General features: G+C 45.2%; 19 protein-coding genes. 3 read left to right on the forward strand and 16 right to left on the reverse strand.

Annotation, left to right across the window (positions count from 1 at the left end):
• Genes trsS through VZF35_RS02805 form a run of 6 tightly spaced genes read right to left on the reverse strand, consistent with a single transcriptional unit; the run spans position 1 to position 7,952 of the window.
• Positions 1–1,347 carry a radical SAM (seleno)protein TrsS gene (trsS, locus tag VZF35_RS02780; protein ID WP_407310768.1) on the reverse strand — a complete coding sequence of 449 codons (1,347 nt, stop codon included), beginning with the start codon at positions 1,345–1,347 and terminating at the stop codon, positions 1–3.
• A 3-nt stretch (positions 1,348–1,350) separates the two neighbouring features.
• Entirely contained in the window at positions 1,351–2,148 is a 798-nt protein-coding gene (gene trsM, locus VZF35_RS02785; protein ID WP_407310770.1) for a DVU_1556 family methyltransferase, read from the reverse strand.
• Positions 2,145–2,600, reverse strand: coding sequence for a DVU_1555 family C-GCAxxG-C-C protein (locus VZF35_RS02790; protein WP_407310772.1), 456 nt, complete (start codon positions 2,598–2,600; stop codon positions 2,145–2,147). The genes trsM and VZF35_RS02790 overlap by 4 nt, the downstream gene beginning before the upstream one ends.
• Positions 2,601–2,615: 15 nt before the next feature.
• Complete coding sequence (locus VZF35_RS02795) at positions 2,616–2,828, reverse strand: DVU_1557 family redox protein (RefSeq protein WP_407310774.1); 213 nt, start codon at positions 2,826–2,828, stop codon at positions 2,616–2,618.
• Positions 2,821–5,166, reverse strand: coding sequence for a pyridine nucleotide-disulfide oxidoreductase/dicluster-binding protein (locus VZF35_RS02800; RefSeq protein ID WP_407314418.1), 2,346 nt, complete (start codon positions 5,164–5,166; stop codon positions 2,821–2,823). The genes VZF35_RS02795 and VZF35_RS02800 overlap by 8 nt, the downstream gene beginning before the upstream one ends.
• Positions 5,167–5,225: 59 nt before the next feature.
• Positions 5,226–7,952, reverse strand: coding sequence for a molybdopterin-dependent aldehyde oxidoreductase (locus VZF35_RS02805; protein WP_407310776.1), 2,727 nt, complete (start codon positions 7,950–7,952; stop codon positions 5,226–5,228).
• Between the two features lie 479 nt (positions 7,953–8,431).
• On the opposite strand from VZF35_RS02805, the gene VZF35_RS02810 reads away from it, so the two are divergent.
• Together VZF35_RS02810 and VZF35_RS02815 are read left to right on the forward strand one after the other, a co-directional pair.
• Complete coding sequence (locus VZF35_RS02810; protein ID WP_407310778.1) at positions 8,432–9,454, forward strand: molybdopterin-binding protein; 1,023 nt, start codon at positions 8,432–8,434, stop codon at positions 9,452–9,454.
• Between the two features lie 316 nt (positions 9,455–9,770).
• Positions 9,771–11,645 (forward strand): sigma-54-dependent Fis family transcriptional regulator, encoded by a 1,875-nt coding sequence (locus tag VZF35_RS02815; RefSeq protein ID WP_407310780.1) that lies wholly within the window; start codon positions 9,771–9,773, stop codon positions 11,643–11,645.
• 115 nt (positions 11,646–11,760) lie between these two features.
• On the opposite strand, the gene VZF35_RS02820 is transcribed toward VZF35_RS02815, so the two are convergent.
• From VZF35_RS02820 to VZF35_RS02845, 6 genes are read right to left on the reverse strand one after another with little or no spacing between them, the layout of a single operon-like run.
• Positions 11,761–12,255, reverse strand: coding sequence for an NADH-quinone oxidoreductase subunit B family protein (locus VZF35_RS02820; protein WP_407310782.1), 495 nt, complete (start codon positions 12,253–12,255; stop codon positions 11,761–11,763).
• Between the two features lie 19 nt (positions 12,256–12,274).
• Complete coding sequence (locus VZF35_RS02825) at positions 12,275–13,900, reverse strand: NADH-quinone oxidoreductase subunit C (protein WP_407310784.1); 1,626 nt, start codon at positions 13,898–13,900, stop codon at positions 12,275–12,277.
• 2 nt (positions 13,901–13,902) lie between these two features.
• Positions 13,903–15,357: a proton-conducting transporter membrane subunit gene (locus tag VZF35_RS02830; RefSeq protein WP_407310786.1), complete on the reverse strand. Its 1,455-nt coding sequence runs from the start codon at positions 15,355–15,357 to the stop codon at positions 13,903–13,905.
• A 6-nt stretch (positions 15,358–15,363) separates the two neighbouring features.
• The gene (locus VZF35_RS02835; RefSeq protein WP_407310788.1) at positions 15,364–16,017 is read right to left on the reverse strand and encodes a hydrogenase; all 654 of its coding nucleotides are present in this window, start codon (positions 16,015–16,017) and stop codon (positions 15,364–15,366) included.
• A gap of 1 nt (position 16,018) precedes the next feature.
• The gene (locus VZF35_RS02840; protein WP_407310790.1) at positions 16,019–16,987 is read right to left on the reverse strand and encodes a respiratory chain complex I subunit 1 family protein; all 969 of its coding nucleotides are present in this window, start codon (positions 16,985–16,987) and stop codon (positions 16,019–16,021) included.
• 9 nt (positions 16,988–16,996) lie between these two features.
• Positions 16,997–18,928, reverse strand: a complete 1,932-nt coding sequence (locus tag VZF35_RS02845; protein WP_407310792.1) for a proton-conducting transporter membrane subunit — start codon at positions 18,926–18,928, stop codon at positions 16,997–16,999.
• 300 nt (positions 18,929–19,228) lie between these two features.
• Here VZF35_RS02845 and VZF35_RS02850 point away from each other — a divergent pair, with 300 nt between their 5' ends.
• Complete coding sequence (locus tag VZF35_RS02850) at positions 19,229–19,672, forward strand: hypothetical protein (protein WP_407310794.1); 444 nt, start codon at positions 19,229–19,231, stop codon at positions 19,670–19,672.
• A gap of 67 nt (positions 19,673–19,739) precedes the next feature.
• Here VZF35_RS02850 and VZF35_RS02855 read toward each other — a convergent pair whose 3' ends face one another.
• From VZF35_RS02855 to VZF35_RS02870, 4 genes are all read right to left on the reverse strand, one after another.
• A complete protein-coding gene (locus VZF35_RS02855) occupies positions 19,740–20,321 on the reverse strand; it encodes a TerD family protein (RefSeq protein WP_407310796.1) in 582 nt (193 codons plus the stop codon).
• A 62-nt stretch (positions 20,322–20,383) separates the two neighbouring features.
• The gene (locus VZF35_RS02860) at positions 20,384–20,962 is read right to left on the reverse strand and encodes a TerD family protein (protein WP_407310798.1); all 579 of its coding nucleotides are present in this window, start codon (positions 20,960–20,962) and stop codon (positions 20,384–20,386) included.
• 24 nt (positions 20,963–20,986) lie between these two features.
• Positions 20,987–21,598 carry a TerD family protein gene (locus VZF35_RS02865; RefSeq protein WP_407310801.1) on the reverse strand — a complete coding sequence of 204 codons (612 nt, stop codon included), beginning with the start codon at positions 21,596–21,598 and terminating at the stop codon, positions 20,987–20,989.
• A 21-nt stretch (positions 21,599–21,619) separates the two neighbouring features.
• Positions 21,620–22,402 carry a TerC family protein gene (locus VZF35_RS02870; protein WP_407310803.1) on the reverse strand — a complete coding sequence of 261 codons (783 nt, stop codon included), beginning with the start codon at positions 22,400–22,402 and terminating at the stop codon, positions 21,620–21,622.
• Between the last annotated feature and the right edge of the window lie 117 nt (positions 22,403–22,519).

The following is a 22,519-nucleotide window of genomic DNA, read 5'->3' on the forward strand; positions in this document are numbered from 1 at the left end:
CTATCTCTCCTTCCGATAAAGAGAGTGTCCATACTTATCCGTGAGATTATAAGCACAAAATGGGATTAACTTACCCTCCGGGCTAACGACATGAATACAGCAATTTTTTAATCGGTCCAGATCGAGATTCCACACGTCTTGAAAAGCCATGCCGCTGATGGAAAAGGCGTTGATTTTGAGCTGTTGGATTAGATTATCCCAGGAGTTGGCCTTTGGCGGTTGGATCGTTAACGGTTCTATGCCTGACCACTGCCGGGCCACAAAGGTTCGTGTTTTGCGAGCTAACTCATCCGCTCGTTCTGGCCCTGTACAGCAGGAATTGCTGATAATTGGGCTCAAGCTTCCATCAGGCTGTCTCATAAAATTCCCGCTAAAAGAACAGCGTCCATTGTGGGGCTTCAGGTCCGTGGCTTTAATAAGCCCCTCCGTCTGTTCTTCAAGCGCTTGAATAACTTCTGGGAGGGTGATCCGGTCTTGATCCAGCGGTTCTTTCGGGATTCTTCCAAAATAGCTGACCGGTTGGAAATGCACCCCTCGGACAGCAGGATGATGTTCCAAGGCAAACTTGATGATTCCTCCGATATTGTGGGTGTTAATGCCGGGGATCAAAGTCGGGACCAACACCACTCCAATCTGCTGTTGAGCACAACTCTCTATCGCTTTGAGCTTAGTGTCCAGGAGACTCCGACCTCTGATTGCCTGATAAATGGCATCCTCCGTACCATCAAATTGCAAGAACACAGAGCTAAGGCCAGCCTCTTTCAATCGGCTCACAAAGTTGGAGTCTTCAGCCAGGCGCAAGCCATTCGTGTTAATCTGGATAAAGTTAAAACCGAGTTTCCTTCCCATCTCTACAATCTCCGGCAGGTCATTTCTAAGAGTTGGCTCGCCGCCGGACAACTGGATATTGACAGGGCCGCTGGCGGCTAGGACGTTTTTGTACCACCCTTCCAGGACCGCCAAGGAAGGTTCGTCAAGTTCTGTTCCGGCATTGGCAAAGCAAACCCGGCAGTTTAGATTACAGCGCTGCGTAACCTCCAGCAAGGCTGTACAAGTTGTCTTGTAATGCTCTTTACATAAACCGCAATCAAAGGGACAGCCTTTCTCTACCTCTGTAAAACATTCCCTGGGGGGAGTTGGAATCGTAGGCCTGAGCCAGGAATCCCAGTGAGGACTGCCGCGCCAAAGCAGCGTCCGATACTCCCCATGTTCAGGGCAATGTTTCACCAGATAAACCGCTGCTCCGTTAACCTCTCGTTGCGCCGGAATTCTCTGCAAACATTCTGGACATAAGCTTTCGGTATCCTTCTCCGTCGTGGACATCAAACATCTGTCCATTCTTTCCATACGCTATCCCTCTCTAACTGCAGCAGCATCCTTTTGGGTGATCAGTTGAAAATATCCCATCTTGGCTCGCTTAAGCGCCGCTTGGACAAGGCTAGGATCAACCGAGCATGTGCCTGAGCATGAACTTGCATCTGAGCCTGCATCTGAGCCTGAAGACGTCTTAAGCCAAAAATTACTCATGGAGCCGTGGGTCATGATCAGATTAACGGTGAGTTGGGTCAATAGGTTGGTATGATCCGTCCAAGCATGGATCTTAAATCCCTGTTCATTAAGCTTATTGATCAGCGCCTCTTTCGGCAGCGCTCTGCGAATACAGGAGTCCAGCTTCAGTTCCTGAAGACCTTGGAAACCGTCAGGATTTCGTGCATACACATCGTTCATCACGAACCAGCCACCCGGCTTCAGCACCCTGAAGATTTCTTTTAAGACTTGATCCAGGTCCTCCATGACAGACAAAGCGCACTCAGCGAATACTCCGTCCATGGTTTCTTCAGGGAAGGGCAGATCTTCTCCCTGCCCTCGAATCAGGTTCAAACCTGGATTTTTCCTTCTCCCACTCTCCAGCAGCAGTTCTGAAGAATCTAGCCCTATAGCCTGAAGTTCGTATAGGGAAACTAAACGTTCTACCGTTGCACCGCTGCCACACCCGACATCTAAGACTCTCGCACCCGGGAGAAAACTGCAGCTTTTGACTCCCAGATCCGTTAGACAGAACCCGCCCGGCCTTAGGGTATCCCCTGTGCTCTGACGAAGCAGGTCACTCTCATATAATTTGAAAACAGGCGCTGCATCCTTATTCACAGACTCAAATCCTCGCCCATAAGTTCTGTGTCTCCAGCATAGATCTCCAAAATCTCCTGCACTTTGCTAAAGGTCGCGGAAACAATATTGCCGCATTGCACAGGATACTCATTACCCTCATCCAAGGATTGGTTTATGATCCCATCGCAATCGGTGCAGCCATGGACGCTTTCAAACCACTCCAACAATTCATGGATCATAAGGTTGATTTTGGCATGACCGAATTCGCTGGGGCTTCCCTTTCCGGCGTTTAAACCAATTAAACAGGCCCCTCCGGTCAGAGCGCCGCAGGTTTTTCCCGACCTCCCTATTCCTCCACACAAACCATGCATAGCCTTTATTAGGTCGGGGTTTTCCTTGCTTTGTTCGTCCAATCCTAAAATTAAAATGATTTGGCTGCAGCAAAATCCTTGAGCAGCCAATTGAAACATCCGAAAAGCATCGATCGTCATCTTACTTCTCCCCTTTTACTTATCCTCTAGGCTTTGTTCAACTTCAAACATCTTGCCTAACGCTAGTTCCTCTGTGATCAGCACCAAGCCACAGTTAAGACATTTTAGTTCTTCAACCTCAAAATCATTGCCCAAGTAAGATGCTTTTACCAAACCTCGTTGGAGTTCGCCGCCACATTTGCCGCATTTCCAAAGGGTTTTCTCCGTCTGTTTTGGAATGTTATTCATGAGCTCCCTCCACAATTTCCATCCGATGGCTATACACATTGTGTACTATAAACCCTTGTCCTTGTGGTTGGTATTCAACCCAGTATGTCACTCTGAGCGGGCGATAATTAGCCAAACTGTGACCATTGTCAGGATTTATAAACTTTCTGCCTGTTCGCTCTGCATATTCAATAACTTGTTGAATATCTTCAATAAGAATATGCCGACGTTCCATGTTAACCTGGACCCGCTCATCTAATTGAAGGATAAGACTCATATAGGCTTCCTCCTTTTCCAGCGGAGCTTCTTTCCAGAGCGAGTGTAACAACTTACGTTTTAATTTTGCCCGATTTTCATGCCGATAGGAAAATCCAATACTGGGTCTGCTGGCAGCCTGATTAAGGTTAGTTTCAAAAATCAAATCTAACAAATGAAACGTGCGTTTACCTTTTGAAGCAAACCTATCCCTGCACATAGCACAGTAGGCTACAAAATCCTCTTCGGTTTCCTTAATTCGATCCTCAATAACTTTCTCAGCCAATTCTTGATTAACGAAAGGCATCAGTCCGCCGTAACCGCAGCATTTGGTTCGTTCTCTGCTGTAATCCAATTCTTCAATGTCATAACCTAACTTCGTTAAGATGTGCCGGACAGCGTTATGGATGACTGGTTCATGTCTCGTCGTACAAGCGTCTTGGACAGCCACTTTACCTTTTCTTGCCTTAACATTTTGAACAGGAAGATTCAACTCATCCATGAGTTCCCAGAGTGAGATTACTCCTGGAAACGTTTCACGGAACACACTATGACAGGTAGAACAGGCGGCAATAAGCAGCGGTTTACCTAAACGCTCCCATTCTTGGACCAAAATTTCCGAATTGCTTCGAAACAGATCCTGCTCACCCGCCCAGTCAGCCGGAGCGCCGCAGCAGCGTAACATCAGCCCCACTCCTCCGGACAAGTTTTCCGTTAAATAGGTGTAAACTTTTTCAACCTGTTCTGGTGAGGAGGCGCTTAATTGGCAGCCGGGAAAGAAAACATACTTGCTGGAATCCCGGCCGGGTTGATGTCTGGTCAAGGCAAACTTTTCACTGTTGCTAAAAGCCATATCCCGCAGGGCAAAATCGTGGGCTGAGGGGGGCATTTTCCCTTTGCTTACCATGCTCTCTCTGCTCGCTTTACAGGTTGCCCCAAGGTCTAGTCCTTGCGGACAAACTTCAGCGCATAGCCCACACAAGTTGCAGGAATTGATCATTTTATTGGCGTGTCGCATGCCCATGACGATCGTATCATTGTTGTATATTTGCCGAAGATACTTTTTAGGATAACCACCGTAGTTCTCAATGTATTTACAGGCCTTCACACATTCAAGGCACTGACAGTTCAAACATCTGCCTGCCTCCAAAACGGCTTCAGCGGCAGTATAGCCTCCCTGTGCGTCACGCATCGGTACCGCCGGCAGCGGCGCAATCCCGTTGGTATTAACAAATAATTTGCTCTCGTATGACCCTTCGCCTTCACGAGAAGCTGTTAAGGAAACGCCTTGTAAAAATCGATCGATAGAAACCGCAGCCTTACGACCATCAGCAACGGACCTGATTGGGGAATCATTGCCCGAAAGTGTCCCACAAAAAATACCTGTAATCGGTGCAGCACAAGTGACGAGGTCGACTTCGCACTGTTCACCTAAAAGTTCCTCTAGCTCGTTAGATTGCTTGGCAAAGCCAAGATACACAACATTAAACTCTTCTTGAAGCCTAGGTAAATCCTGACGGGTTATTGCTGTGTTCAGGTCTATTTGAACGTTAAGTCGGTTCAATACGGACAGTTCCTCTACAATCACCTCCGGTGGTAATTGGTGTTCAGGGAAATCCCATAGGTTTCCGCCAAGGCGATCTGCCTTCTCCAACAGACTAACTTTATATCCTTTTTTAGCTAAATCATAGGCTGCAGTCAGACCCCTTAGTCCTGATCCGATCACTGCAACTTTCTGGCTTTTTGGGGGGATCGGTCCTACTTTGGCTTTGTTTTCAATTTGATTTTGTACGCAATATTTCTCTAAGGCAGAGATAGCAAGAGGCGCCCCAACATCTCGGCGTTTACAAACATCCTCACAGGGGTGATCGCAAATGCGACTAATAATTCCGGGAAAGGGTTGTTTTTGTTGCAGTACTTTTAAAGCACTGGGCAAGTCTTGTTTTTGAACGGCCAACATCAATTTCCGAGCATCAACGTGGATAGGACAACCTGCTGTACAGGCTGGAGGATTCTCTTGAATACACTTATCTTCTTGTCGTCTTAGTTCAGCCTGATCCATCAGCAACACCCACTCCCTATGTTTTTGTTTTTGTGGGTAAATGCAGAGAACCTAGAATTAGTTAATCCAATAATAGGTTCCCTGCGCAAAAGGTTGAGTTATTAATTCTTAGCCTTAAGTCCAGCAAGTACCTTTTCCGGACGGGCGGGCAAGTGAGTAATCCGTACCCCGCAAGCATTGTAAATAGCGTTAATAATTGAGGCATGAGGCGACGTCAGCGGCAGCTCCCCTGAACCTGCAGCACCGAAAGGACCATGAGGTCTATAGGTTTCTACATAAATGAGGTCAATATTATCCGGAACATCTTTGATAAAAGGCAATCCACAGCCGATTAGATCTGTGTGTTTCTTCAGGTCTTCGAAATCTTCACTCAGGGCTAGACCAAGACCTTGAACCAATCCGCCATAGAGTTGTCCGTCGACAACCAGTTTATTCGCAATTTTCCCTACATCTGCTACCATAGTTAATCGGACAACGTCTGTTTTACCTGTCGTGATATCGACTTCAACTTGTGACAGGAAAGCTCCGTACATATAAACTGCAAAAGGATTCCCTTGTCCGGTCTCAACATTACATTCCGTAGCAGGTGCTGTCCAAGCACCTTGGAAGAAGACGGGCTGCTTTTCGGCCATCATCTCTTCATACGTTCGATAGGAGCCGTCCGCTTTAGTAACCCCTTTCACCAACATTTCGCAAGCAACCCGGGTGGCATTTCCGACTAAAACCTGAGAGCGGCTTCCTCCAGCAGGTCCGCTGTTGGGGGTTCTGGCCATATCATTCATGACAAGTTTGATATTTTCCGGTTTAATTCCCAAAGGACGCAGTGCTTCATGAGCAGTTGCTAAGGTTCCCATATCCGCACCTTGACCATGATCTTCCCACGAAGTATAAACTGTAACCCCAGTTGCCGTCAGCTCCACATTGACCACAGAACTGTCCGCTCCATCAAGACCTGACCCATAGACACCGATGGACATTCCGACACCGCGTTTTTTGTTAGCGTCTGATGCCGGCTGTTTAGCCCATTCTTGAGCTTTTGTGTAGGCAGGTTTGAGTTTATCCATGATCTCAACCAAGCAATAAACATCGGGTTCACAGCCGGTGGGCGTGGTATCACCGGGTCTGTAGACATTTTTGTAACGCAGTTCAAACGGGTCCATACCAAGTTTTTCAGCAAGTTCATCCATCAAAACTTCGGACGCGAATTCACTTTGTGGAGAGCCATAGCCACGGAAAGCAGAACCCCAAGCATGGTTTGTACATACGGTTCGTCCGTTGCCGCGAATATTGGGGATGGAATAGCCGGCACCTATGAACTGGGTACCCCGCATGGTGAGCAAGTCACCGAATTCGGAATAGGGACCATGGTCGACGGACCAATCAGATTCCATTGCCTTTAATTTTCCCTCTTTCGTAGCCCCTAATTTGAGATTTATAAAGAAAGGCGAACGTTTCCCGGTATAAGTCGTTTGCTGATAATAGTCAAACTCCAGGTATACAGGTTTACCTGTAGCCACGGCGGCAACCCCTAATAAGGCTTCGATGGTTGGACTGAACTTGTAGCCAAAAGTTCCGCCGGCTGGGTTTTGCACCAGAATCAGTTTGTCGGGGTCAACTCCAATTCCTGAACAAATCATCGCTTGATGGAGATGTATCCCTATACTCTTAGAATGAATGATTAACTTACCCTCTTCATCGAAGAAAGCAAAACCAACATCTGGCTCAATCGGAAGGTGCGGTTGACGTCCGACATAAAAGTCGTCCTCAACAAGAACATCTGCGGCATTCATTAGCGGCACAGTATCTTCGCCCTTGACTACCTTCGTTTCAAAATAAACGTTTGGAGTTCCGGGATGAATTTCAATCGCATCATCGGCCATTGCAGCTGGAGCACTCATATATTCAGGGAGTAATTCGAGCTCCACTTTGACTTTATCGACAGCAGCCTGAGCATGGGCAGCAGTATCGGCTGCAACAATGGCTATAGCATCCCCAAATTGGAACACTTTATTATCGCAAAGAATTGGACGATCCCATCCATCCCCTTTATTGGTTGGGAAGGTAATCAAACCCGTAATTTGGTTTTTGCCTACGACGTCTTTAGCTGTAATTATTTTATAAACACCAGGCATTTTTTCAGCCTCGGAGGTGTCGATGGAAAGAATATTAGCATGAGAAACCTTAGCCTGAACAAGTTTAAGCTGCAGAGTCCCACAAGGCATTTTAAGCCCTGCATCAGCGCCGAATTCCCAGGTACCGGTAACTTTAGCCAAAGCGGAAGGACGAATGTATTCGGTGCCCCAGATTCGGCCATCTGCGGGCAATTTACACCATAACTCTTCAGTTGTAACCTCACCGCGCATCAACCGCGCAGCATCCATGACCGCGTCAACTAATGGTTTATACCCTGTGCATCGGCAAGCATTTCTGTGTTTTTGGAACCAATCCCGAACATTCTCTCTCGTTGGATTGACGTTTTCCTCTAAGAGTTGTTTAGCTGAAACAATGAATCCCGGACTGCAGAATCCACATTGAGCTGCACCATGGATCATCCAAGCAAGCTGCAAAGGATGTAAGTGTTCCTTGGTGCCTACTCCTTCAATCGTCGTAATGACGGCATCATCGGCAACCCGTTTCATTTTTGTGACACAAGAACGGATGACCTTTCCATCGACAATGACAGAACAGGCACCACATTGAGCTTTTCCACATCCAACTTTAGTTCCGGTCATGTGCAGTTGTCCCCGCAGCACGTTTGCTAAAGTAACTTCCCCATCGACAATTAAGGTCTGCGGGACACCGTTAATGATGACATTTTTCTTAATCAAGCTTGCTCTCTCCTTTTCAATCAGTTCATACTCTGGGAAATCACTCCCAAGGTTTCTATTACTTGTGCTAGTTACCCGATATCTAACTTTGGTGCACTAAATTCTAGATCACCAGTAAAGCAATTTCCCCACTCAACCATCTAAATAAACGACTGACAAATTATCCTCCCATTCTTTTTCCTTGAAAGTTTAAATGTTTTTTCTTCAACTCTCGCTCGGTATATGTTTGATTGACGTTGCTTTACTTGGCTCGGCAAATAAAACATGCAAGAGTTATGCCAATAATTCAGATAACTCAATATTCACTGTTTGTTATACCCCAAAAGAGGATTTCTCATAACTTGACCTCATGTCAAGGATACGATACCATACTAAAGGGACAGACTGTTTCCCCTCAGTCTGCCTATAAACCTCTGACAATTTCAATCACTCCAAGGTGTGTTAAGCACGCCTTTCACAATGCATTGGAGGCTATTGCTATGGAAAAAATCAAAGTACAAGATTCTGTAGGTGCTATTCTAATCCATGACATGACTCAAATTATCCCGGGTGTTTCCAAGGGCCCCCGGTTTCGTAAAGGACATGTCGTGCGCGAAGAGGATATTCCTGTTCTTCTGAGTATGGGGAAAGAGCATATTTACGTCTGGGATCAAACACCCGGCCTTATTCATGAAAATGAAGCAGCAGAACGCCTCGCCCAAGCAGCATCGGGATCAGGTCTCATTTTTGACGAACCTAAAGAGGGAAAAGTTACACTCACGGCTGCCCATGACGGTATTCTTTATGTCTCAGAAGAGGGCATTTTAGCCTTGAATAGTATAGAATATATCATCCTCTCCACTCTTCACAATCATCGCCCTGTTAAACAGGGTGATAAAGTAGCTGGAACCCGTGTTGTTCCTCTGATGATTGACGAGAAGATGATCCTCGAAGCGGAACGTATTGCAGGCACCTTTTCATCCCCGCTTCTGGAAGTTCGGCCTCTAAAATCCTTTAAAGTTGGAATCGTCACAACAGGTAGTGAGGTCTTTCATGGACGGATCCAGGATAAGTTTGGCCCTGTTCTGCGTGCCAAAGTTGAAAGCTGGGGATCGGTTGTTCTGGGGCAAACGTTTGCCAGTGATGATGTATCCCGGATCCAAAACTGCATTCAAGATCATTTGAGTCAAGGCGCCGACATGATCTTGGTCAGTGGAGGGATGTCCGTCGATCCGGACGATGTCACCCCAACGGCCATCAAAGAGATGGGAGCAGAACTTATCACTTACGGTGCCCCTGTTTTGCCTGGTGCCATGTTTTTGCTGGCCTACCTTGGGGATGTCCCTATTTTAGGATTACCCGGATGCGTTATGTACTCTAAAACAACCGCCTTCGATTTGTTCGCTCCCCGCTTACTTACAGGAGAGCGGCTGTCACGCCTTGACATTGTCAAACTGGGGCATGGCGGGCTTTGTCTCGACTGCCCGGTCTGCACCTACCCTCAATGTTCTTTCGGCAAATAAGTCTACTACCGATTAGACACCAATAATAGAATATTTTTATACCTAAGAAGAATTGGCAAAGTACTTAAATCTCTGCCATTTCTTCATTTATTTCCCTCTTTTCGACATTTGCCATTAGGTATATATTTAATGTCTGGACGACAAATGTTCCATATTAGACCTCTTTGCCTTAACTTTTCATTCCATAATGGAACACTCTTCATGGAACACTCTTAAACCTTGCTTCTTCCCTGCCTGTTGTTTGATTAGAATATTTATGTTATTCTGACATCGTGAGGACAAAACATTTTTACGCATTGAGAAGGAAGGGAATGAGTTGTATACCAACCATTGGAATCGCTTTATCAATGGAGAGAGCGTTGAATCGGAAGTAACTCCTTCCATCTATCGTTCCTGGCAGAGAAGTAGAGAGTATCGAGTTGACCACACGCTGGTTTCTAATCAGGACATTCTATCTAAGCCCCGTCTCAATGAGCGTCGAGATGCCCAAGATTCCCTGATCCGTGCGGGTGAACCTGTCTTGCCTTACATTTTCAGTTTACTTGGAAGCACTAACTATACAGTTTTACTGTGTGATAACGAAGGATACATTATTGAAGCCACGGGTGACGCACCCTTTATGACTAAAGCTCAAAAGGTAAATTTAAGTCCTGGGGCCGGTTGGCGTGAAGAAATCAGGGGAACCAATGCCATCGGAACAGCTCTAAGTGACAATGCCCCCATTTCGGTCTTCGGTTGGGAGCACTTTGTCCGTGATAATCACTTTTTAGCATGCTGGGCTGCTCCGATTCAAAACAGTCAAGGCGCTCCACTCGGCGTTTTAGATATTAGCGGGGAAGCTGGTAATGATCGGGAAAAGGTCTTGAGCATCGCAAGAATGGGTGCAAGTATGATTGAAAAGAATTTGCGTCTATTCGAGCTGGAAAATCAGTTGAAATTTTACCAAGAAGGAGCTAAGTTGGCTTCCTCCCTTTTGAAACAAGGCTTTCTTGCTATTGATCAAAACGGCGTCATTACTAACATCAACGCTCTCGGTGCTGCATTGCTTGGGCGAAGACAAGAAGACATTATCGGACAACTCGCAGGAGACATCTTCAGTTCACCGAAAGGGTGGATGCTTAGCGGGCATTCTCTGAATCTTCATATAAAAAATCGCTCAGGGAAAGAGATTTCCTCTCACTTAACCCAAGTGGTCAATAACGTTGGTCAGGCATTAGGTGCCGTTGGAACACTGGAAATATCCAAGGACTCTTCGGCTGTGAGCACTAATTCATTATGGATTGGGCATGGTCAGCCTACGCAGCGAATTTTGGCGCGAGCTTCCAAAGTTGCCGCCACCCACTCTTCTGTTCTCATTCACGGTGAAAGCGGAACTGGCAAAGAAATAATTGCTCGAACCATCCATCAACTCAGTCCGCGCCGCGAAGGCCCTTTTGTCGCTTTAAACTGCGCCTCGCTATCTTCTTCACTGGTTGAAAGTGAGCTATTCGGTTATGTGGAGGGGGCCTTCACCGGAGCACGTCGTGGTGGAAAACCCGGAAAATTCGAATTGGCCGACAAAGGTACCATTTTCCTTGATGAAATAGGAGATATGCCCTTAAACGTTCAAGTCTCACTGCTTAGAGCGCTTCAAGAAAAGGAAGTCTCCCGAATCGGAGATACAAAAACTCTAAAAATCGATGTTAGAGTCATTGCCGCCTCGCACAAGGACCTTTCTGCTCTGGTTGCGACGGAACACTTCCGTTTAGATTTATACTATCGTTTGAAAGTTGTAACCTTGGAATTGCCTCCACTGCGTGAACGTACTGAAGACATTCGAGATTTAGTTCCTCATTTCATACGTAAAGCTTGCGAATCTTTTGGTAATCCAATCTTGGGAATTCAAGAAGAAGTTTATGATCATTTATTAGTTCATCCTTGGCCCGGCAATGTACGGGAACTCGAGAATTGTATTGAGAGTATGGTTGCTTTAGCTGACGGCCCTATTTTAACCGTAGCTGACTTACCGGATGAATTCAAGCAATCCGTTCTCAATACCGAACCGGAACCCTTGCTGGAGCAGCAGACGAAACACGCCATCCTCTATGCCCTCACTCAAACTAAAGGAAAAATTGCTCCTGCTGCCAAGCTTCTAGGTATCGGGCGAAATACTCTCTACAGAAAACTCAAAGAAATGGATATCCAACTATAATTCACCCTTCTCTGAGTTAATTGAAAAATGCTCATACCAAAACTCCCTAGAAGGCTATAGCCAACTAGGGAGTTTTATATACCGGCACCAAGCACGTCCCAAAGAAAGACGCCTCTTACTTATTCTTGCCCATAATTTCTAATAATGCTTTGATCAAATCATCCGGAGTAGGCGGGCACCCCGGAACCTTGATATCTACGGGCAATACTTCTCCTATTCCTTCTTTGCTGGCATACGCTCCTTTGAAAAACCCCCCATCGATGGCACAGTCTCCGACAGCCATGACCCATTTCGGGCGGGCCATCGCTTCGTAAGTTTTATGGGCAGCGTTTAAAAGCTGAGCCGTTCCTGTCCCTGTGCACATAAGTAAATCAGCGTGGCGTGGCGAGGCTACGAAGTCAATTCCGTAATGCTGAAGATCATAAAGGGAGTTAATTGTAGCGGTGAGTTCCCAATCACAACCATTACAAGAACCACAATCCAGGTGCCGAATCTGAAGGGATTGTCTAAAGCTTTTTGGCAGCCCTGAAGACCGTCTCGGAACTAACCTTACTTTTCCCTTCTCTGTGAGCCGTCCCATTTTTATCGTTTGAAGCAGTAATCTCAACATAGTCTCTTCCTCTTTTCGCCTAACGATCACAACAACTGTAACACAGTTCAAAGCTCTTATTAATTAAAGGAAAATCCGGAACGATATTGCCTGGCACTGTTAGAGGTACTGCCGGCCAGTTCGCATAACTGGCGGAACGAATTCGGCAACGATAAATCTTCCCCTCATCATCGAGCATTAGCCAAATAACATCCGTTCCACGAGGAGATTCGACGCATCCCCAGGCAGGATACCAAGTTCGGAGTTTAACATTTAAGGTCCTCTGACTAACTTTATGATCCAGATCAAACTCATACTCTGTGGTTCTCGATCCTTCGGAATCGATCCACTTTCTCAGGAGGGTTGTGAGACAACGGAAACTTTCCCTAGTCTCATTGACTCTTACCATCAGTCGTGACCAAACGTCCCCGCGCTGTTCCACGATGGATTTGACTCCAAGTTCCGGATACAGAAGGTGAGCATGGAGTTCCCTCCAATCATTGGGTATTCCTGTTGCCCTGGCAGTTGGTCCGGTTACTCCCAAATCTTGAGCATATTCTCGTTTTAAGACCCCGGTATTTACAGCCCTCTGGCGATACCCATCATGCTCTAATAGCAAGGGAATCCAAGCTTCAAAATCACGGGAGAGCTCAACCACTTGATGCAACAGGGTTTGGACTTTCTGTGGTTCGGGAATAGTTTTAACTCCACCCAACACCACAGTTCCTCTTAAAAAGCGATGCCCAAAAACTTCTTGATTAAGCCTTTGCAGCCTTTCTTTGCATTGTGATCCATTGGCATTGCCTAAAGCAAAGCCAACTCCTGCACACATATTACCGATATCTCCCACATGATTATAGAGGCGTTCTAACTCTGCTAGGATCGTTCTCCATAACAGCACCCCTCGACCCAACTCAAGTTGGGCTAGTTTTTCCACTGCTTCACAGTACGCCAGTGCGTGACTTACCGTACAGACACCGCAAATCCTCTCCACGATCGGTAAACCTTCTTCGATGCTTTTACCTTCAAGAAGCTTTTCAATTCCTTTATGCGTGAAGAAAAGCTGAGCCTCGAGATGAAGAACAGGTTCTCCGATGGTGTAAAAGCGAAAATGCCCTGGTTCAATAATTCCGGCATGAATCGGTCCCACGGGAATCTCAAAAACTCCGTCTCCATGCGACTCAGGAAGTTCCAAGGGGGCTAGCCTAAAGTCTGAAGCCCTGGATTGCCCCTTAAAATCCTTGCGCAAGGGGTGAAAATCTCCGGGCCACCCCGGATGTAAAACCAAAGGACGAGGGTCGGGATGCCCCACCGCCTTAAGGCCAAAAAGATCCTGGGCCTCTCTCTCTGACCAATTTAAAGCCGGGTAAATGGGAGTCAGAGAAGGAAATTCATCGATAATACCTTTTGCAGCTAAAGTCAGGGAAAAATCCTGATCAGGGAAATAGAGCACTAAGTAAAGAGAAAAACCGTTTCCTAACTGTCGTTCATCATTAATAACGTGGGTCATCCAAGCTGAACGAGGCCACGTCTCTAAACAATAGGACAAACTATTTGCCAGGTCACGATAGTGGATGCTCACAATACCCTCGCTTAAATTCCATTCAACAATCTCAATCCTCGAATCGCTCTGATAACTCTCGAAATACTCTCGTAAACTCAGCACTCTTATACGCCTCCCAAGATCACTTTGACAACCTGGTTCAAAGCTTGATTCAAGCTTTGGGGAATGAACAGACCTAAGAAAAGGACAAGTAAAAGCGGCATCACAAGAGCAAGCGTCGTCACAGGTTCACCTGAGGGAAAGCGACTGCTTGGTTTTCCGAAAAGCATTTGCAGAAAATGTTGAAGGAACCCAGCAAAGATAACCGTCAAGAACAAGATCGCGAAAAAGCCCAGCACCGGATGGCCTATTTTAAATAAACCAGTAAGGATATAGAGTTCCGAACGGAATGTCCCAAACGGAGGGGTTCCTGTAATCGCCAATAATCCTAAGACCAAGATGAGACCTGTATAGGGCCAAATGCTAAAAATTCCCCGAATTCTTGAGATTTGCCTTGTCTTAGTTTTTTGGACTAAACTCCCAATGATGACAAAAAGGTTAGCCTTAGTCAGGGCATGAAGCAGAAGATGGAGCGAAGCTCCCCAAACGGCCTCACTCGTTCCTAAACCAAAGCCCAACGCTAAAATTCCCATATGTTCCACACTGGAATAGGCTAATAAGCGTTTGAGGTCCCGTTGTACTAGAATAAACCCCACCATGAGCGCAAGGGATATAAGTCCAAAGCTCATGAGGATCTTACCGACAAATTCGGGTCCGAGTGCAGTGAGACGCGCTAAACTGTACCATCGCAAGATAGCATAAAGTGCGCAGTTTAACAATACCGCAGACAGCAAAGCACTCACTGGAGAAGGAGCCTGACTATGTGCATCAGGAAGCCAAGCGTGCATCGGTACGAATCCAACCTTGGCACCGTACCCAATCACCGTAAACAACACTCCAAGACGAACTAAGTTCAAATCTAAATGCTGAGCCACCCTCGGAAGCATGCGCCAGTCCAAAGCCGATAGGTTTTGACCCAATAGCGGTGCAGCAGCAGCAAAGAGCAACATTGTTCCTAATAAGGCAAAACTAATACCCACAGTACATAAGATTACATATTTCCAAGCTGCTTCCACGGCTTTTTTGTTGCGATAGAATCCTACTAAGAGGGTCGTTGCCAAGGTCGTCCCCTCAATCCCCAGCCAAACAATACCGAGGTTAGGGGTACTCACCACCAAGAGCATGGCTGCAATAAAAATCCAGATCCAAAAATAATACCACTTCAGTCTTGTCCTAGGAAGTTGTTTCTCCTGAACCTCTTTTTCCATATAGCCTATGGAAAAAAGAATGACGTAAATTGTGATCATGATAATAACACTCAGAAGTAAGGCACTCAGGGCATCAAAATATAAAATACCCGAACCATATTCATAAGACCCTTGACTCAAGGTCTGTCTAATTGTCCACCCTCCACTCAGGGTTACTAATACAAGGGCAAGATAGTTCAAGAACTTTAGGTAGGTGTCCTTTGCCGAGATGAGCATTCCCACTGCTGTGATGACAGCTACTCCAATAAACATCGCTTATTATCCTTTCAATGACCTCATGTGATCAACATTCAGCGAATCATAGGTTTCCAGCATTTGTTTGGACAGAATCACAATGATCACGATTCCGACTAAAACATCAAACATGCTTCCCATTTCTACTAACAAAGGCATCCCCTGGGTAAGGAAAAATCCAGCCAAGAAGATTCCATTGTCAATCAACAAAATACCAATTACCTGTACGATGGCGATTTTACGACTCATCATAATTAAAAGACCAAAAAGTATTAGAGCAATGGCAACGGCTAACCCATTGCGGAAGCCCTCTTGAGATATTTGAAAAGGTTTTGTCACCTCATAAGCCAACATCGTCAAAGCTGCAGCAACAACCAGCGAGAGCATCCGTTTAACGTAAATTTCTCCCACCCATTCTGTCTTAGACTCTTTTAATACTCTGCGTAAAAGAATGGGTATAATGCCGGCCTTCCCAACCATTAACAAAACTCCAAGGATAATAACCTCTAATTCATGGTGATAAACCCCTTGTACTAAAATAAGAACCGAAACTGCCACCGTTTGTAATGTCCACCAATTTATGACTTTTTGCACACGAGTACTATAAACAATGCTTAATCCACTGATTAGAACCACAAACAGCAATAAATTAAGCCCATTCTCCGAAATTCCAAACAATTTAGATCTGCCCCCTTATAATCCAGAGTGATATTAAGGCTAATAAAGCAGAGGCGGTGCTCGTCGCTAAATAGTTAGGAAGTAAGAAAAGACGTCTCTTTACAAAAAGACTTTCCACTGTGGCAAAGAAGAATCCCAAAGCAACGACTTTAACACCTGTGAAACAGAATCCCCATAGGATCCCTCCCAAACCGGCGCTTACCGTAATTAAGCCGCTGGGCCAGACGATTTGAGCCAATAAAACAAGGAGCAATAACTGTTTAACTTGTTCAGCAAAATTCAAGAGGGCCAAGGAAGGACCCGAGTATTCTAAAAGCATTCCTTCATGAATCATGGTAAGTTCTAAATGCGTGTCTGGATTGTCGACCGGAATTCGCCCCATTTCGGCGATACTAACCATCCCTAACGTCACTAACACTAAGAGACGAGGAATATAAATCGGCGACACATTTCCTAAGCCCGTTACGATTCCCTGTAAGGAGGTTGAGCCCGTGATAAAGGCTAAAACGATAAGTCCCAACAAAAGGGCGGGTTCCGTCAATAATCCTAAAAATAATTCTCTGCTCGATCCCATACCGCCGAAGGTTCCTGCCCCTTCCAAACCTGAAAGCGTTAAAAACAAGCGTGCTAACCCTAAGCTTGTTCCAAACAAGAAGAGATCTCCCCACCCGCTCATAGGTGCCCAGCCCCAGGGGCTCGGTATCACAAGCCCTGCCATTAAAGTACTCACTAATACTAACCTAGGGACGAGAAGAAAGATCCATGAAGCGTGTTCGGAAATTAATTCCTCCTTACTCATCAGTTTTCTGATATCACGATAGGGTTGAAAAATCGAAGGTCCCTGCCTCATTTGCCAAAAAGCTTTGCTTTTCTTGATGAATCCCTGCAGCAGCGGCGCAGCCACTAAAAATAAGGCCAGATGTCCAAATCCCAATAATAGACGGTTTATAACGATCACTAATACGTCCATCTTCGTCTCCTAACGTCCAAAAAATAAAACGATGACCACTGTAATTAAGAGATAACTCAAATAGAGATGAATGCTGCCTTCCTGGAGTTTTCTGATTTGGGCGGCTAACCAGAGTAACCCGCGAATTAAAGGTCTATAAAAAATGTCCTCAAAGACTTCTTTGATTCTTCCTTCATAGTTCAGAGAACGTAAACTGTACCTCGATTCAGCAAAATCCCGAACCACGTAACGTTTGGAACCCAAAGCTTTGGAAAAAAGGATGCGAATAGGTTTCGTTAATCCCGTGGCTGTGTATTGCATGCTCGGAGTCAAGGGGGAACCACAATTCCAAGTCGCCGTAACCCTCTTAGCTCCACGCTGAGTGAAGAGCATCACGCCTCCTAGCAGCAGGATCAGAATAAGGAAATAAGCCGAAGAAATGGAAAGAGGTTTTCCGAGAGATGAACTAAGGCCAATCGTTTCACCTAGCCTCAGTACAGTGAGAGGAAGATTAATGAGATCCAAGATTGTCGCTGGAGATAGGACGGTCAGAACGGCTATTCCACTCAGGATTAAAGAAGGTACGTACTGGACTGCGTGGACTTCTCTTGCTCTTTCCGCATCTTGAGATCGAGCTTGTCCCAGAAAAGAAATCCCAAACCATTTTACAAACGTCGCGAGTGACAGACCCCCAACCAAAGCTAAGAGCCCAATCGTAAGCGGCATAAAAACTTTACCCCAGCCGTCAGATAGTCCGAGTGTATTCGACCAAAGAGATTGAAAAACCATTAATTCACCCCAAAAACCTCCTAAGGGAGGAAGAGCTGTGATACCAACGATTCCAATCAAAGCCCCAAGGCCCGTTTTCGGCATAACTTTTAGTAAGCCGCCAAAACGTTCCAAGTTTCTCGTGTGGGTCGCTTGAATGATATTTCCTGCTTCCATAAAAAGTGACGATTTGAAAAGCATATGCTGCAAAGTATGCCAAAAGAAAGCTGCAAGAGCTAAATCCATCGCCGCTTGATTATGCCAAGATCGAGCCAGGAATGCACTCCCTAAAGCGATGCCCAAGATACCCACATTTTCAATCGTAGAAAACGCCAGCACTTTTTTTAAATCAGATTGAACCGAAGCCAAAAGAATTCCCACAACGGCAGATAATCCCCCGACTATTAAGAACAACCATCCCCACCAAGACGCTCCTGGGCCAAGGATCAACCATACAAGCCTGAAAAAGAGATAGAGTGCGATTTTTACCATAACCCCCGACATAAGTGCGGAGACTGGGCTGGGTGCAGCAGAATGAGCATATGGCAGCCAAATATGAAACGGTAAAAAACCTGCTTTGGTTCCCAAGCCAATAAAAAAGGCTAGAAAAATCAAATTTAACTGAATGGAGGTCAAACTAGGTATGGCATTTGCCCAAACCTCAAATGAGAAGCTCCCTGTCTTGGCATACAAAAAAAGGGTTACAGCCGTCAAAAAAACCGTTCCCACATGAGTCATCACTAAGTATATGTAAGCAGCATTGCGGTTCTGTCTGTCTTCGTGTTCGTAGAGCACTAGAAAAAAGGAGAACAGAGACATCATTTCCCAAGTCAACAAGAACGCAAATCCGTCATCCGCTAATAAGACTCCGTACATACTCCCTAGAAACAAAAACCAAGCCACATAAAAAAAGCCTAGGGATTTGCCCTTTGCCGCATATTCCTGGAGATAGCCAAAAGCATACAAGGATGCCAAACCTTGTCCGATAAATAAAATAAAAAGGAAAAATAGCGTTAATCCGTCCACTTTCCAAGAAAGCGACTGTCCCGCTCCTTCCCCCATTACGAATCGAAATCCAGCGTTCTGTCCACTCAGCATTGGGATTAGCGAAATTCCCCAAACGAGGCCTATTCCAGCTAATATCAAGCTTAAGCTCATCAACCATCGAACGAATTGGCTCCCCTTATAAACCATTAAGCTTACCTCCTGTCTTTCCTTGTCCTCCGTCGTCACTGGAACTTATCCTATCCATTGATCTGAACTATATCTTTATAATCATAAGCAATAACATAACTAAGAGCAAACGACAGAAGAAGGGCTAAAACGCCACATATAGCAAATATCGGCATATTACAAAGATATTCGACTAATTAGCTGATATCAGGCAAAAATTCAGAATATGGCATTCCTTTCATCCCGATTCACCGTTGTAACATTATGGTGAGAAATGCATATTCTGAATTACTTAGCAATCCTAGTTAAGGAGGATTGGATATGCCGATAAAGGTCTTTTTGAAAACTTACTTAAAAATCTTTCTACCGATTGCATCCCCTTTCATTATTCTAACGTTGTCTCGTTCGTTATTTCCTGTCAGTCATGACCTAATTATTTATGGGTATTGCTTTTCCTCACTCATCAGCCTTTTCCTCACTGCTAATCTGCGTGATGTCCGTTTTATCGTCAAATTTACGCAGCGCGGACACTATATAAAAACCCTTACAGAGCTTATAGGAGACCTTGGCTATACCCTGAAACACAGTGAAGGCTTGTTAATTACGTTTGAACCGAAGGATTCCTATTTCGTGGACCGGGAGATTAAGGTCTACCTCTTCAAAGATACCGCCCTGATTATTGCACCTAAAAGATACTCGACGTATTTACAACGCGGCCCCAAAACGAAACTTTCATTATTTTTACGTTACTTCGCTTCGTCTTAATTCAAAAGAAGGCTGAACCAAACTTATTTCCGGTTTGGTCCAGCCTTCTTTAACAAGTCGAAAGCTCTTAACCTGCTTGTAAGCCATAGTTAGCGCATAGGGCGGCCAATCCTCCTGAAAAACCGCTCCCCACCGCATTAAATCTCCATTCTCCCTGGTGTCGGTAGAGTTCACAGACGACCAGAGCAGTCTCGACGGAAAAATCTTCTCCAAGGTCGTAGCGCATAACTTCTTGGTCATTCAGTTCATTTACCACGCGTACATAGGCATTAGAAACTTGTCCGAAATTTTGTCCGCGAGCTATAGCCTCATGAATCGTTACTGTGATGGCAATCTTTTCCACGTGACTCGGTACACTCGCGAGATCAATTTTAATTTGTTCATCATCTCCCTCACCTTCCCCTGTGAGGTTATCGCCTGTGTGCTGCACAGAACCGTCTCCACCTACGAGATTATTGTAAAATATGAAGTCTTCAATCCCTCCGGCACGACTATTTTTATCAAGCAAGAAGGCCGAAGCATCGAGGTCAAAATCAGCCCTACCTGAGTATTTATTCGTATCCCAGCCTAAACCTACAACAATCTTCGAAAGCCCTGGGTTCCCTTTAGTTAAATCGATTTTTTGTCCTTTTTGCAAACTGATGATCATGACGAACACCTCATTAATTAAAATTTCGAGTCATATTACCTTCACCCTATTGTGACGAAATCTTAGACGTCTAACCCAAAATCCTTACACAGTCCAGCAAGACCATTCTGGTAACCGCTGCCAACTGCATTAAATTTCCACTCTGCACCATTGCGATAAAGTTCTCCCACTACAATCGCTGTCTCCACGGAAAAATCTTCACCCAGATCATAGCGGATAATTTCCGCACCGGACTCCTCGTCGAGAACCCGCACATAAGAATTGGATACTTGCCCAAAGTTTTGCCGCTGTTCCTTGGCTTCATGAATTGTGATTCCGAAGGAGATCTTCGCAACACCGCTAGGTACTACGGAAAGGTCAACTTTAATTTGCTCGTCATCGCCATCCCCAACTCCAGAACGATTATCGCCTGTATGAATTACAGATCCTTCTGGGCTCGAGGTATTGTTATAGAAGATGAAATTTCTATCGTCAGCAACTTTTCCTTCAGAATTTAGCATGAAGGCTGCCGCATCGAGATCGAAGTCCTGACCTCCATCATATTTGTTGACATCCCATCCCAAGCCAACGACAATCTTTTTTAATCCAGGATTTCCTTTCGTTAGATCCACTTTTTGACCCTTTTGCAGACTAATGGCCATTACAGTATCCCCCTTCAACTAAACTTAATGATAACGGCGAATAATTTCGCTCAAAGATGCATCACGTGTGGCTTCCCCTATAGCAGCAAATTTCCATTCATCCGAGTGACGATATACTTCAGCCACAATTAGACTGGTTTTCCCGGAATAATCTTCTGTTAAATTATACCGACAAAATTCCTGGCCATTGACAGGATTAACCACCCGAATGAAAGCATTAGCAATATGTCCAAAATCCTGTCTGCGTTTAACACAGTCGTAGATATTCACAACAAACACTATTTTATGAACTTCACTAGGAACCTTAGTTAATTCCACATGGATTTGTTCATCGTCCCCGTCTCCGCCACCTGTAAGATTATCCCCACTATGCTTGACACTTTTATCAGCACTTTGAAGATTCCCGAAATACACCAAACGCTCTTTGGATGTGAGCTTGTCGTTAGCATCAAGCATCAGAGCGGAGGCGTCGCAGTCAATCTCAGCAGGCTTGGTTCCTAAAAGACCACTTAAAAACCCCCCGGATTTTGTTTTCGAGACTTCATCCCAACCCAAACCGACCATTATTTTAGTTAGACCGGGGTTTCCTTTGGTCAGATCAATCTTTTGTCCTTTTTGCAGGTTAATAGTTGCCATGCTCAATCCTCCATTTCAAATTTAGGATACTTTGCTTTTCTTCGTATCGTCCTCATCATTAGTTTTGCCTTTTTTGCCAACCAACAAATGAAAATAATGAAAGAGAAACGTGCTCAAGAAAACAACAATTAGAATCAGGAAAAATAGGAGATCTGAGATCAAATACCCAAATACAGAAGCCATCATCTTAACTCCGATGAGACTGATTAATACATAGGCTGTGGTCTCAAGTTCTGGAAATTTCTCGATGAGAACTAAGAAGATTCGGGCAACACCCCGCATCATCAAAATCCCAAAGACTGCACCGAGGAAGAGTACCCAGACCTTTTCACTGACCCCAAAAGCAGCTAAAACACTGTCAATACTAAAGGCGATGTCCATCAGCTCGACCTGAAGAACGACACCCCAAAAGCTCTTGGCCTTTCCTTCAACAGCTGCATCTTCGTCCTCACTGCTCATGAAGAAATATTTTGCCGACATCCAGAGCAAATAGAGGGCTCCAATCGCCTTGACCCATCGAATTTGTACTAAATAAACCCCAAAGCCAATAGCTAGAAAACGAAAGAGATAAGCTCCCCAAATTCCATAAAACAGGGCCTTTTTTTGCTGTCTCTTGGGTAATTCACGTACAATAACCGCCAAGACAAGGGCATTATCAGCGGATAATAAGCCCTCTAAGATAATTAAGGAACCAATAATACCGAGACTTACCGGGTCCGATAACGTTGCCAGCAAAGCATGGAGAGAAAAAAACTGAGCGTAGCTCTGGGATATTCCCTGGAAAAAAGCTGAAACAGAATCCAATCGAACCACTCCTATTGTCGTAAGTTAAGCTTGAAAGGTAAGATTATGCTTGTATAGTATCATAAGAAAAGACCGCATAAGCACATATTTGATTGAAGTTCACATAACTTTCACATT

This window comes from Desulfosporosinus paludis (assembly GCF_045689965.1).
Taxonomy (GTDB): domain Bacteria; phylum Bacillota; class Desulfitobacteriia; order Desulfitobacteriales; family Desulfitobacteriaceae; genus Desulfosporosinus; species Desulfosporosinus paludis.